Annotated in this window: 11 protein-coding genes; 7 read left to right on the forward strand and 4 right to left on the reverse strand. The window is 45.0% G+C overall.

Annotated elements, in window-relative coordinates; translation table 11 throughout:
* Positions 1-22: 22 nt before the first annotated feature.
* From ACLI09_RS00910 to mgtE, 6 genes are all read left to right on the forward strand, one after another.
* Positions 23-1,231, forward strand: a complete 1,209-nt coding sequence (locus ACLI09_RS00910) for a serine hydrolase domain-containing protein (protein WP_411417696.1) — start codon at positions 23-25, stop codon at positions 1,229-1,231.
* Between the two features lie 104 nt (positions 1,232-1,335).
* Entirely contained in the window at positions 1,336-2,049 is a 714-nt protein-coding gene (locus tag ACLI09_RS00915) for a 3'-5' exonuclease (protein WP_411417697.1), read from the forward strand.
* Positions 2,050-2,179: 130 nt separating this feature from the next.
* Positions 2,180-3,466 carry an AbiH family protein gene (locus tag ACLI09_RS00920; RefSeq protein WP_411417698.1) on the forward strand — a complete coding sequence of 429 codons (1,287 nt, stop codon included), beginning with the start codon at positions 2,180-2,182 and terminating at the stop codon, positions 3,464-3,466.
* Positions 3,467-3,598: 132 nt separating this feature from the next.
* Complete coding sequence (locus ACLI09_RS00925) at positions 3,599-3,919, forward strand: DUF4286 family protein (protein WP_411417699.1); 321 nt, start codon at positions 3,599-3,601, stop codon at positions 3,917-3,919.
* Positions 3,920-3,970: 51 nt separating this feature from the next.
* Positions 3,971-4,750: a 16S rRNA (adenine(1518)-N(6)/adenine(1519)-N(6))-dimethyltransferase RsmA gene (gene rsmA / locus ACLI09_RS00930; protein ID WP_411417700.1), complete on the forward strand. Its 780-nt coding sequence runs from the start codon at positions 3,971-3,973 to the stop codon at positions 4,748-4,750.
* Positions 4,740-6,092, forward strand: coding sequence for a magnesium transporter (mgtE, locus tag ACLI09_RS00935; RefSeq protein WP_411417701.1), 1,353 nt, complete (start codon positions 4,740-4,742; stop codon positions 6,090-6,092). Before rsmA ends, mgtE begins: the two co-directional genes overlap by 11 nt.
* A gap of 107 nt (positions 6,093-6,199) precedes the next feature.
* Here mgtE and ACLI09_RS00940 read toward each other — a convergent pair whose 3' ends face one another.
* The 3 genes from ACLI09_RS00940 to serS form a co-directional block, all read right to left on the reverse strand.
* Positions 6,200-7,882, reverse strand: a complete 1,683-nt coding sequence (locus tag ACLI09_RS00940; RefSeq protein ID WP_411417702.1) for an ABC transporter ATP-binding protein — start codon at positions 7,880-7,882, stop codon at positions 6,200-6,202.
* A 186-nt stretch (positions 7,883-8,068) separates the two neighbouring features.
* On the reverse strand, positions 8,069-9,853 hold the full coding sequence (locus tag ACLI09_RS00945) for a tetratricopeptide repeat protein (RefSeq protein ID WP_411417703.1): 1,785 nt from the start codon (positions 9,851-9,853) through the stop codon (positions 8,069-8,071).
* Positions 9,854-10,125: 272 nt separating this feature from the next.
* Complete coding sequence (gene serS / locus ACLI09_RS00950; protein ID WP_411417704.1) at positions 10,126-11,397, reverse strand: serine--tRNA ligase; 1,272 nt, start codon at positions 11,395-11,397, stop codon at positions 10,126-10,128.
* A gap of 162 nt (positions 11,398-11,559) precedes the next feature.
* Between serS and ACLI09_RS00955 the strand changes: the two genes are divergently transcribed.
* Complete coding sequence (locus tag ACLI09_RS00955) at positions 11,560-13,371, forward strand: GNAT family N-acyltransferase (protein WP_411417705.1); 1,812 nt, start codon at positions 11,560-11,562, stop codon at positions 13,369-13,371.
* A 56-nt stretch (positions 13,372-13,427) separates the two neighbouring features.
* Here the strand turns inward: ACLI09_RS00955 and ACLI09_RS00960 are convergent, their stop codons facing one another.
* Positions 13,428-14,147, reverse strand: coding sequence for a hypothetical protein (locus ACLI09_RS00960; protein ID WP_411417706.1), 720 nt, complete (start codon positions 14,145-14,147; stop codon positions 13,428-13,430).
* Positions 14,148-14,193 lie beyond the last annotated feature (46 nt).

Here is a 14,193-nt window from a genome sequence, read left to right on the forward strand (position 1 = left end):
CATTCGTGTAAACGGTAACCTTATGAAATTCCTCAAAAAACTTCTCAAATGGTTTGTACTACCCATTGCGATAATAGTGGCGCTGCTGTACATTTTTGATGTAGACTACCTGCTAAAAGCGGTACGCGTGGTGTACCTCCACGGCAAAACCACCGCCTATCTTGACGATTATACCCACTTTGATAACCGCGTGGTGCACAAAGGCACTGCACAGCCATGGCCCGAGGCAAAAGACTACAATAACGTAAAAGGTACCGAAAGGCTCGAAGCCGTGCACAAAGAGCTGGGTACCGTTGCCTACCTTATTATTAATAACGACAGCATCTGGCATGAAAGCTATTACGACGGTTACGGAGCAGACAGCAAATCCAACTCGTTTTCTATGGCAAAAAGTATTGTTTCGGCAGCGCTGTTTAAAGCGATAGAAGAAGGCAAGGTAAAAAGCCTGGACCAGCCTGTGGGCGATTACTTCCCCGAATATAAAACCGGCCTTGCGGCGAAACTCACTGTAGGCGATTTATCATCTATGGCTACAGGCTTAGACTGGAATGAGGAGTACAGCAGCGCCTTTAGCATTACTACCCGCGCTTACTTTGGCGACCACCTTTGGGATACTATGCTAAGCGTGCCTGTGGTGTCAGCCCCGGGTAAAAAGTTTGTATACGTTAGCGGCGCTACAGAATTATTGGCCATGGTACTGACTAAGGCAACCGGGCAAACGCTGAGCGACTATGTATCAGATAAATTCTGGAAACCCATGGGTATGGACAACGACGCGCTGTGGCAGCTGGATAAAGAGGGCGGCCTCGAAAAAGCTTACTGCTGCGTGGGCAGCAACGCGCGCGATTTTGCACGTTTTGGTAAACTCTTTTTGCACAATGGCAACTGGAACGGTACCAAAATACTTGACAGTACCGATGTAGCCAAAATGGTTACCCCACGCTTTGCGGACAGCCCCCAGTACGGCTATGGGTGGTGGATAAACAATTATATGGGCAAAAAAATGTACTACATGCGCGGCCACCTGGGGCAGTTTGTAATTTGTATACCTGAAGATAAGCTGGTAATAGTGCGCCTGGGCCACACCAAAGGCAAGCAGCGTAAAAAAGATGAAAAAAACTACGACCCGCACAGCAACGACTTTTATGTATATGTAGACGAAGCCTACAAAATGCTGGGGCTTATGAAGCCGGAAGAAGGCGAAGGCAACAAACGTGAAATAGCCCCCTAACCCCCAAAGGGGGCTTCACAGGATGACGAAAAAATAGATGATCTAACACTAATAACGCCCTGCCGCCCCTCTCCTTTGGAGAGGGGCCGGGGGTGAGGCCAATTATGATTGACAAAATAAGGCTTGAAAATATACTCTTCCTCGATATAGAAACCGTGCCGGAATACGAGCACTACAACCTGCTCGACGATGAAACCCAGCAACTTTATGCCCTAAAGACCCAATACCAGCGCAAGGATGATGTTACCGCCGAGGAATTTTATGAGCGGGCGGGCATCTGGGCAGAGTTTGGCAAGATTGTGTGCCTTTCGGCGGGGTATTTTACGTTTAAAAACGACATACGGCATTTTCGCGTCACCTCTTTTTTTGGCGAGGAAGAGAAGATACTCCGCGATTTTAGCAATTTGCTCAACAACCACTTTAGCCAGCCGCAGCACGTTATGTGCGGGCATAATGCCAAGGAGTTCGACTTTCCGTTCATTGCCCGGCGCATGATTATCAACAACCTGCCCATACCTAATAAGCTGAACCTGTTTGGCAAAAAACCCTGGGAGGTGCCCCACCTCGACACCATGGAACTCTGGAAGTTTGGCGATTACAAAAGCTTTACTTCGCTAAAGCTGCTTACTAAAATTTTGGGTATTCCCTCGCCCAAGGGCGATATCGACGGCAGCCAGGTAGGCCATGTGTACCACGTAGAAAAAGACATAGACCGTATTGTTACCTACTGCGAAAAAGACGTGGTTGCCACCGCACAGGTACTGCTGCGCTTTCGCCGCGAACCGATACTGGTAGATGACGAGGTGGTGCATGTGTAGGCCTCACCCCTGGCCCTCTCCAAAGGAGAGGGAGCAGCTTCACTCAGACGTACTATACCCGTACTATCATCGCGAGCGGAAGAACGGAGCGCGGTGATTAATATAAATACCAACTTAAAACAAAATACAAATGAACAGGCTTATTATAGTAGGTAATGGTTTTGACTTGGCGCACGGGCTGCCGACGGGGTATGGACATTTTATTGATTGGTATTGGAAGGATTTAGTATCCCAAGTAGAACTGTTCCAATATCCGCATTGGAAGACACATTACGACCATGAAGATTTAGAAATTCATTTTGAATTCAAAATAGACCCGCACTTTAGTTCTAATAGCGTCATTTTCGTTTATGAGAAATTAAACCAAATAAATTCTCTCAAAGCGTTTAGAAATTTTGTCCGACAACTTGAGATAGAGAACGACGTTCAGGAATACACCTACGGTAACTGGGATGTATCATTCAAAAATAATTTCATACAAGTTATTAATGAAAGGCATTCCATTCAAAATTGGGTAGACATCGAAAATGAATACTATAAGCTTTTGAAAGATTGTCTTAATGAAAAAAACAATATTAAAGTTAAAAAGTTAAATGAAGAATTTGAGAGGGTTAAACAGCTTCTGAAGCGGTATCTAAATGAAGAAGTTGTAAGTAAGTTTGATTTTGAGAAGTCAAATGATAAAGCAGACGAGTTTATTAAACATTTTATTGTCCGTCCAAGAATTTTTGAAGGGAACAGTTATTTGGAAGAATTTCCAAATACAGATTTTGAGTATTTAAAAAAGGAAGACGAGGAAATAAAAAAAGCATTTAAAGATGGGACTTTACAACAAAAAATTTGGAATGGTAAAATAAGCGAAGTGAATCTTTTTTTGAATTTTAATTATACGTTCTCTATGGATAAATATAAAAGGTTTATGAATCGAAATAATTTGCGAGATGTTTTTGGACAACCAGAACTTATTCAAATCCATGGTAGGCTCAACGACCCAAATAACAAAATCAACTTTGGCTTTGGCGATGAGATGGATAATCACTACCAGAAAATTGAAGAGAAAGACGACAATGAATACCTAAAATATATAAAGTCGTTCCAATATTCACAGAATTCAAATTATAAAAGGGTACTGGACTTTATTGATAGCGGAAAGTTTCAGGTGTATATTATGGGACATTCCTGCGGATTGTCTGACAGAATATTACTAAACACTATATTTGAAAATGAAAACTGTAGGTCGATTAAAGTGTTCTATCACCAAAAGGATGATGGCACCGATAATTATACAGAGATTGTACAGAACATTTCCCGCCACTTTAATAAAAAGAAAATGATGCGGGATAAAATCGTAAATAAATCGCTTTGCCAGCCATTACCGCAGGACATCAGGTTCGAGGCGATCGGTGTAAGGCCATAAATTTTACCAAAATTTTACCATTATGTAACCTGCCTGCTCTTATCTTTGTTATAGTAATAATCCGGCTTCTTTTACAGGCGGTATTTTTACCGAATAATCAAAACCCACATCAACAAAATAACCAGACGAAAAATGATTATCTATAACGTAACCAGCAATGTAGACGATTCTATACACCAGCAATGGCTGGAATGGATGATGGATAAGCACGTGCCGGACATCATGGCTACGGGCAAATTCTACAAGATAAAAATTGTAAAGGTACTGGGCGATGAACAACACGGCGGCACTACCTATTCGGTACAGTACACAGCTGAAAACCGAGAAAAGCTTGATGAATACTACCGCGACCATTCGCCTAAGCTGCGTGGTGAAATGAAACAGCTGTTTGGCGACAAGGTATTGCAGTTCCGCACTGAACTCGAACTTGTGCAGGAGTTTAAGATGGTGTAAAAAATACGCTGCCTGCGCCCGTTATTGCCCATAAACAGCGATATTTGCACCATGGATAAAGTAAAAGCCAAAAAGCACCTTGGGCAGCATTTTTTAAAGGACGAAGGCATAGCCCGCGATATTGCCGACACCCTTACCCTGCAGGGGTACAGCAAAGTGCTGGAAATAGGCCCCGGTATGGGCGTGCTTACCAAATACCTGCTGGCAAAAGACACGGAAACGTATGTTATAGAAATAGACACCGAATCGGTAGACTACCTTAACGCGCATTACCCCAAGCTCCATGGGCACATTATATCTAAAGATTTTTTAAAGTATAACATTACTGAAGATTTTGCCGATGAGCCATTCGCCATTATCGGTAACTTCCCCTATAATATTTCTACTCAAATTGTGTTCCGCACGCTGGAACTGCGCGAGCGCATACCGGAGTTTGCCGGTATGTTCCAAAAAGAAGTAGCCGAACGAATCTGCGAGAAAAAAGGCAGTAAAACTTACGGCATACTTTCGGTACTGGTACAGGCGTTTTATGATGCCGAATACCTCTTTACCGTACCCGAACATGTGTTTAACCCGCCACCCAAGGTAAAAAGCGGGGTGCTTAGGCTAAAGCGCAAGGAAAACTTTCACCTGCCGGTAGATGAAAAAGTATTTTTCAGTGTGGTAAAAGCTGCGTTTAACCAGCGGAGGAAGACACTTCGCAACAGTTTAAAAACCTACATTACCACCGATAGTTTAAAGGAAGACAGTATCTTTGACCTGCGCCCGGAACAGCTTTCGGTAGAGCAGTTTATAGACCTTACACAAAAAATAATAGCCGATGGAGTTTAAAATCAGCAGGGAATTTGTTGCCCAGATTGAGCAATATGTCAGCGAAAACAGGGAACAGGAGCTAATACAGCTTTTTGAGGACCTGCACCACGCCGATATTGCCGAGATTATGGGCGAGCTTGACGATGCTGACGCGGTATATATTTTTAATGTATTAGATGCCGAAAAAACATCTGAAATACTACTTGAGCTACACGAGGAAACCCGGGAAAAGATTTTAAGGAGCCTTTCGCCAAAAGAAATTGCCGAAGAGCTTGACGAGATGAGCACCGATGATGCGGCCGACATCATTGGCGAACTCCCTAATGAGGTTAAGGAGGAAGTTATCTCTGAACTCCTTGATGTAGAGCACGCCAAAGATATTGTAGACCTGCTGCGTTATGACGACGACACGGCGGGAGGCCTTATGGGTAAGGAGCTTGTAAAGGTTAACGAAAACTGGAGCGTGCTTACCTGTGTAAAAGAAATGCGCGAACAGGCCGCCAATGTGCAGCGTGTGCACTCAATATATGTGGTAGATGATGAGGAAAGGCTTAAGGGCCGCCTTTCGCTAAAAGACCTCCTAGTAACCAGCACCCGCACCATGATTAAAGAGGTATACATACCCAAGGTAGATTTTGTAAAAGTGAGTACCCCCGACGTTGAGGTAGCCCGCATCATGCAAAAGTATGACCTTGAAGCCATCCCGGTTATTGATGAGTTGGGCAGGCTCGTGGGCCGTATTACCATTGATGACATTGTAGACGTAATTAAAGAGGAAGCCGACAAGGATTACCAGCTTGCGGCGGGTATCAGCCAGGACGTTGAGGCCGACGACAGCATTATAGACCTTACCCGCGCACGCCTGCCGTGGCTGGTGCTGGCACTGCTGGGCGGGTTTGTAAGCGTAAAACTGCTAAACGGGTTTAGCGGAGCAATGAACCACCACAGGGAATTATTCTTTTTCACACCGCTCATTGCCGCAATGGCGGGTAATGTGGGTGTACAGTCGAGCGCGATTATAGTGCAGGGCCTTGCAAACAACAGCATAAGCGGCTCGTTATGGAACCGCCTGGTTAAAGAGGTGTTGCTCAGCTTGCTTAACGGCTCTATACTGGCCTTTATACTTATTATAGGCAGCCATTTATTACTGGGCGTTAGTTACCAGGTAGGGCTTACAGTAAGTATATCATTGGTATCGGTTATTATTATAGCATCACTCATAGGTACGTTTGTGCCCATATTGCTTAACCGCCTGGGTTTTGACCCCGCGCTTTCTACCGGGCCGTTTATTACTACGAGTAACGACATTTGCGGAATATTAATTTACTTCTCTATAGCGAAATTGATACTTGGGTTTTAGCTAATCAAAGGTAACACTGATGACACTGATTTTACTGATCAGCACAGATTTACCTAGAGATCAGTGTGAATCCCTTAAATCTGTGTCATCAGTGTTACCTCTTTCGACTAAGTAGGTATTGCCGCAATAAGCTTCTTCGTATATTCCTTTTGCGGATGGGCATACAAGGCATCGGCCTCGTTCATTTCTTCAATGCGGCCTTTGTTCATTACCAGTACCTGGTCGCTCATGTATTTTACCACCGCAAGGTCGTGCGAAATAAAAATGTAAGTAAACCCAAAGTTCTCCTTAAGCTCGTTAAGCAAATTAAGCACCTGCGCCTGTACCGAAATATCCAGCGCCGAAACACTCTCGTCGCACACAATCAGTTTGGGCTGCAACGCTATGGTGCGGGCAATGCCGATGCGCTGGCGCTGGCCGCCGCTAAACTCGTGCGGGTAGCGGTTGTAGTGCTCTTCGCCCAGGCCCACGCGATTCAGTATTGCAATCACCTTTTCGCGGCGCTCTTTATCGTTAGCATACAGCTTGTGCACTTTCATCGGCTCGATGATGCTCTGCCCCACGGTTAGCCTCGGGTTAAGTGATGAGTAGGGATCCTGGAAGATAATCTGTATCTCTTTACGCAGCGCACGGATTTCTGAACCTGAGAGTTTAGTCAAATCCTTACCCCGGTACAGGATTTTACCGGCAGTTGCTTTGTCAAGCTGCAATATGGCATTGCCCAGCGTACTCTTTCCACAGCCCGATTCGCCTACAAGGCCCAATGTTTCGCCTTCGTATATTTTAAAGCTTACATCGTTCACGGCCTTAAAAGTAGCCGCCTTGCCAAACAGCCCGGCGTTAGAAACGTATTCTTTCTCTACATTAATAACTTCCAACAATGGCGGCTGGCTGTAGAGTACCGCATGGTTTTCGGCGCGTTGCTTTGGTGTAACTTCTATAGTATTTACGGTATTTTCAAGGTAGTCTTTAATGGTAGGCAGCCTTTTTAAGCGCACATCCAGCGATGGCCGCGAACTGATAAGCGCCTTAGTATAGGTATGCTGCGGATTTTTGAAAATACCCAGCGCATCGCCCTGCTCTACAATTTCGCCACGGTACATTACAATAACGCGGTTGGCAATTTCGCTTACCAGCGAGAGGTCGTGCGAAATGAAGATAATGCTCATGCCGGTTTCCTGCTGCAATTCCTTAAGTAGCAGTACAATTTCTTTTTGCACGGTAACGTCGAGCGCCGTGGTGGGCTCGTCGGCAATAAGTATTTTAGGCTTGCAGGCTATAGCCATGGCAATCATTACGCGCTGTTTTTGCCCGCCCGAAATTTCGTGCGGGTAGCGGTTGTAAATCGCGTCAGGATTGGGCAGCTTTACTTTTTCGAAAAGTTGTATTACTGTTGCTTTTATTTCCTTATCCGATAGCTTTGTATGTTCTTTCAAAATCTCAGCAACCTGGTAGCCGCATTTGAGCGACGGGTTTAGCGAACTCATAGGTTCCTGGAAGATCATGCTTATTTCGCCGCCCCGCAGGTTGCGCAGTTCCTTTTGGCTCAGCGCCGAAACATCCCTGCCTTCAAACGTTATGCTGCCTTCGGTTATCCGGAGGATACCCTTTGGCAACAGCCCCATAACTGCCAGTGAGGTAACTGACTTCCCACTGCCCGATTCGCCTACTATGCCCAGTATCTCGTTTTTATGTAGCGTAAACGAACTGTTTTTTACAATAGGCAGCCATTGCCCATCTTTGCGGGCCGATATAGTTAGATTTTGTATGGAGAGGAGCGGGGTGTTCATAAGGTAAAATAAAATTATTTCAGGTATGGCTTACAGTTTTCCATTTCGACCGAAGCGCAGCGGAGTGGAGAAATCTCAATGAAAATTTGTAAGATTACCTGAGATTTCTCCTACCGTCGAAATGGAAAAACCGAAACTTTTCAATTGAGTATAGCTTCCAAATTAACGAATCAACAAATCGACGTATTAACTATTGGTCGCATCGCCCCTTAAAATCCTGAACTGCTTACGGGCTTCGATAAAGTAAATGCTGTCTTCATGCTCAAAAAGCATTTTTTCATATAATGGTTTGGCCTTCTCTGGCTGCTGTAGTTTTTTATTATAGATTTCTGCGGAAAAGAACAGCGCCTCATCTACATAAATGCCTTCTTTGTACTTGTCAATTATAATCTGGTAGTTTTGCAACGCAAGGTCGTACTGGCCCAGGGCTTCGTATATGTGCCCGATGCGGTACAGCGTTACATCCTGTATGCTCTCGGTTTTATCAGTAGCGATAATCTGCTTAAACTCATCAAGCGCCTCCTGTTTTTTATTCTGGTACAGCTTAAAGTCGGCACGGGCAAATTTTTTCAGCGCGGTTTGCGTGCTGTCTTCCACGGTATTGTCGGTAACGAGCAGGAACAGCTCCAGCGCGTCATTGGCAATAAGCTGCGAAGCGCTCGACTTTAACACCTTAAGCTGCTTTTGCGCCCAGGTAAAATCGCCTTTAAAATAGCTGGCGCGCGCCACACGGAAGATAGCCTCATTGCCTATGGCGTCGTTCTTCAGGTCTTCTTCCACCTGAGCGTAGTAGATGATGGCCTGGTTGAATTTCTCGTCCATCAGCAGTACGTCCGCTAGTTTCATCTTAACCTTAGCCTGCTGGAATTTATTCAGTTGCAATGCCAGTGCCTTGTTCAGCGTAGCCACTGCAACCTGGCTTTGTTTTAGCTGGAATGCCTCAAAATCAGCCTTAAGCAATTGCAGGTCCAGCGAGTAGGGTGTAATGCCAAAACGCGTCATCGCGGTATCAATACGCTGTTTTATAAGTGGCAGGTCAGCTTCTTTAGCGTGCTTAATATCAATATCAAGAATGTAGTATTCTGCATTCATCAGTACGTCCGGCTCTTGGGTGTTTTCGTTCACAAAGGTGAAAATTTCTTTGGCAGTGTCGTCTTCGTTTTCTTCAGCTGCAAGCTTGCCCAGGTTTACAATATTGCCAAAAAGCTCCGGCGAACGCCTGAATATGGCCTTTTCCTGGATGAAGGCCTTGCCGTATTCTTTTTGCTGTACAAAATACCAGCTTAAAAATTCGTTCCAAAAAATGTCCTGCGTTTTTTGGGTGCGCAATAGCAATGCCTTGCGCAACAGTGAATTAAAGTTGTCGCTGGTTTGCTCCTCATTCATAAACCGCGAAAGCTGGTTTTGCACAATCACCACATTCTGCTGGTTAGTGTATGAGAAATCGAGCAGCTTTTCTATCATCAGGTCTATCTTGCCCAGCTGCCCCTGTAACAATGCCATCTGGTAATCAAAATTCATGGCCGGGTTTACCTTTTGTGCTGCTTCATACGCACTAAGCGCCTGCTGTACCAGTACTTTTTTCTCGAATGCCTGTGCTATATTAAACACATAATTAGGGTTTTCAGCTACGGCATTTATGGCCTGGCTGTAGTATTTATCGGCATTGGCCTGGTCTTTTTGCAACTGGTAGTTATAACCGAGCTCTACAAAAAGTATAGGCTGGCTGCCTTGTGCAATCTTATCGGTAAGTAGTTTTGTGGCTTTATCGTACTGTTTGAGCTGCTGGTAGGTTTCGGCCAGTTTTTGGGTATAATACACATTGCGCGGCTGTGCCTTTTCGAGGTCCTGGTAAATAAGGGCGGCTTTTTCAAACTCACCCCGCTCAAAATAGTTTTGCGCCAGCTGCTCGTTTTGGGCAAAGGCCGCAAGCGGGAAGAGAAATGCTATGTAGAGGAATATTTTTTTCATAATTAGGAACACTGATGACGCCGATTAAACAGATGGACACCGATTTAAAACGCAGAATATCATTATATAGTGCCTACAACTAAACATATCATCATGTGGTAAAAGCAAATATATTAAATTATGCCTGAAAAACGTGACCCGCCCATATTAAAAGGGAACACGGATAGCACAGATTTTAGAGATTTACACAAATTCAACTACTAATCGAAAAACCTGTGAGAATCCGTCTGATCAGTGTCATCCGTGTTCCAAAAAAGTATCAAGAAAAAATCTTAATCTATAATATCAAAGCCGGTATACGGCCTCAGCACTTCGGGTATTACAATACCATCAGCGGTCTGGTAGTTTTCCAGTATGCCTGCCAGTACGCGCGGCAATGCGAGCGAACTTCCGTTAAGGGTGTGTGCCAACTGGTTTTTGCCCTCTTTATCGCGGTAGCGCAGCTTAAGCCTGTTGGCCTGGAAGGTTTCAAAGTTAGATACCGAGCTTATCTCCAGCCAGCGGTCCTGCGCGGTGCTAAATACCTCAAAGTCATACGTTAGCGCTGAGGTAAAGCCCATATCGCCGCCACAAAGGCGTAGCACGCGGTAGGGCAAGCCCAGCTCATCAAGTATTTCCTTTACGTGGTCTACCATGCCATCAAGGGCGGCATAGCTGTTTTCGGGTTTTTCTATGCGTACTATCTCAACTTTGTCAAACTGGTGCAGGCGGTTAAGGCCCCGCACGTGCGCACCATACGAGCCTGCCTCACGGCGGAAGCACGGCGTATAGCCCGTGCACAGTACCGGAAGGTCTTTTTCCTCGATAATTACATCGCGGAAAAGGTTGGTTACCGGAACTTCAGCCGTAGGGATAAGGTACAGGTCGTCAATACCCACGTGGTACATCTGGCCTTCCTTGTCCGGTAGCTGGCCCGTGCCGTAGCCCGAAGCCTCGTTAACCAGGTGGGGCACCTGCATTTCGGTGTAGCCCGCTGCGGTATTTTTATCTAAAAAGTAAGAGATAAGCGCGCGTTGCAGCCTGGCTCCCTTGCCTTTATACACAGGGAAACCGGCGCCGGTAATTTTTACACCCAACTCAAAATCGATAATATCATATTTTTTGGCAAGCTCCCAGTGGGGCACCGCGCCACCATATAATACCGGAATTTCGCCTGCGGCAAATACCTCAAGGTTTTCCTCCGGTGTTTTACCTTCGGGTACTATGTCAGCGGGTACGTTTGGCAGTTTGTAAAGCGCCTGTGTAAGCGCTTCAGCCGTAGTATTTAGTGTTTCTTCAAGTTCTTTGCTCTGTTCTTTATACTGTACCGTTTGCTCCTTGAGGAGGGCGGCTTCGTCTTTTTTGCCGGCCTTCATCAGTTCGCCTATGCTGCGCGACAGCTTGTTAGATTCCGATAAGATAGTGTCAAGCGCTACCTGTGTCGACCTTCTTTTTTCGTCGAGCGCTATTACTTCATCCACAAGCGGGGCGGCGTCAAAATTGCGTTTGCCCAGCGCCTGTATTACTTTCTCACGGTTTTCCCTGATAAATGCTGTCTGTAACATGGTTACTGTTTAAGGTTTATAATGAGCGCAAATTTAACGAATTGTTTTTAATAGCTGTGCTTTTGTTCCGGCACAAAAGAACGTATAACAAAAAACGTTTACCCCATTACGTTAGCGTATTATTGTTTATATTTGTTTCCTGCCCGAAACACACAAATGTAGATGAGTTTAGTTACCCCTAAAGAGGTTGCAAAAGCAATTAAAACAGATAAATACGGATTTTTAGGGACTTTATCCGGATGGCTCCTGATGAAGGTTTTGAAGATTTCTACCATGAATAAAGTGTACGACAGGAATAAGCACCTGTCTGACCTTGAGTTCCTGAACGCTTTGCTGGATGAATTCCAGATAAAGTTTGAAATTCCCGAGGAAGACCTTAAGCGCCTTCCTAAAACAGGCCCTTATATAACCGTTTCTAACCACCCACTGGGCGGTATAGACGGCATTTTGTTGCTTAAACTTATGGTAGAGCGTGAGCCGGACTTTAAGATTATAGCTAATTTCCTCCTGCACCGCATAGAACCCATGAAGCCTTATATAATGCCGGTAAACCCCTTTGAATCACACAAAGACGCAAAGAGCAGCATTACCGGGATTAAAGATGCGCTGCGCCACCTGGCAGACGGGCACCCGCTGGGTATATTCCCTGCCGGGGAGGTAAGCACGTACAGGGACGGCAAGCTGATAGTAGATAAACCATGGGAAGAAGGCGCCATAAAGCTGATTAAAAAAGCCAAAGTGCCTGTAGTACCCATTTACTTTCATGCCAAAAACAGCCGAGTATTTTACTGGCTATCCCGAATAAGCGACACACTGCGCACCGCTAAGCTGCCCAGCGAAGTGCTTACCCAAAAAAAGCGCGTTATTAAAGTGCGCATTGGCAAGCCTATATCTATAGCAGAGCAGGCCGAGCACGAAAACCTGGCCGATTACAGCCAGTTCCTGAGGCGCAAAACCTATATGCTTAGCAACGCTTTTGTTAAAGAAACAAAGTTGCTGGATACTGCAAACCTGAACCTTAAAATGAATAAGGGGCCGAAGGAGATAGCGCTGCCGGCAAACCAGGATAAGATACTGGAAGAAATAGCACGCCTGCGCACCAGCAATGCCCGCCTGCTGCAAAGTAAAAATTATGAGGTATTTTTTGTATCGGCAGATACCATTCCCAATATATTGCACGAGTTGGGCCGCCTGCGCGAAATAACTTTCCGCGAGGTAGGGGAGGGCACTAACGAGTCGCTCGACCTTGACCAGTATGATAAGTACTACCACCACATGTTCCTGTGGGATGAAGATGCCAAGCGTGTAGCCGGTGCCTATCGCATGGGCCTGGGCGCGCATATTTATAAAAAACACGGTATAGACGGTTTTTACCTGCACGACCTTTTCCGCTTTGAGCCGGAGCTGTATGACATGATGAGCAAGAGTATAGAAATGGGACGCGCCTTCATTATAAAAGACTACCAGCAAAAGCCCATGCCGCTGTTCCTGCTCTGGAAGGGCGTGGTGCATACCACATTGCATTATCCTGAACACAAATTCCTTATAGGGGGGGTAAGCATAAGCAACCAGTTTAGCGATTTTAGCAAATCGCTGATGATTGAGTTTATGAAATCGCATTACTACGACCCCTATATTGCACAATACGTACACCCTAAAAAGGAGTATAAGGTAAAGTTGAAGGATGGCGATAAAGACTTTGTGTTTAACGAAGCCGAGGCCGACCTAAATAAATTTGACAAGATAATAGAAGAAATAGAGCCGGGCGACCTGCGCCTGCCGGTACTTATTAAAAAGTATATAAAGCAAAACGCACGGGTAATAGCATTTAATGTAGACCCTCTGTTCAACAATGCGGTAGACGGGCTTATGTACATTCGCATTGCCGACCTGCCCGAGAGCACCGTAAAACCGGTAATGGAGGAGTTTCAGGCAGAACTGGAGCGCAAGCTCGCAAAAAAAGGCAACCTATAAAAAAGCCCACCTAAAAATGCTTTTTTAGGTGGGCTTTTAGTGTAATTTTATTTCAACTATAGCTTTTTACCGCTTTTGTCTATTATTTTCTGAATGCGTTTGTCAAGGTCTTCCATAAGCTCGTCAAGCGCGCTTTCGCACATAGGCAATATTTTTTCCGGTTTCATTACCGGCACACCACCTACCATTACGCCTGTTTTGCTGGAGTTAGCATGCTCATTAATAACAAATACCTTTTCTGCTTTTTTGTTATACAATGCAATGTGCGTAAATGCCTGCATTTTTGTACTGGCAGTGCCACCTACGCCAAAGCCCTTGTTTAAGGCAAATTTAATATATACAAAAAGTACCCCGTCTGCTTCAGGAAAAAGCTTTACCATTGCCTTTACGTTAGAGGCGTTCCAGGTAGGGTCTATGGCAATATAGTTTTCATACGGCTGAAACCTAACATCCATATCCTGGTCTATTCCTAAAAAGGTAGGCTTAAACGCCTGGTATTCTGCATTACCGGTTACCGTAGCTGCGGGTAAAAACTCAAAAGGGAATTTTTTTGCATAATTGTTCATGAACTGGTCATGGTACTTGGCAAGCAAAGGCTTCAGGTTAAAGTTTGGGTCTTTTTGCAAATCGGCTATTGATGCCAGTGTTGCAAGGCCCATATCCGAAAGGTCTACCATTTTATCTGCATAAAAGGTAACTACTGCTACTTTTTTCGTTTGGGCAAAGCCAAAGGAAATGCTAAGTACGATGAGGGAAAGCGTGAAGATTTTTTTCATTTTTAAACTATTGGTGGTTATTTTTATAAATCATGGCAAATTAATG

This window comes from Flavobacterium sp. RHBU_24 (assembly GCF_046613695.1).
Classification (GTDB): Bacteria; Bacteroidota; Bacteroidia; order Flavobacteriales; family Flavobacteriaceae; genus Flavobacterium.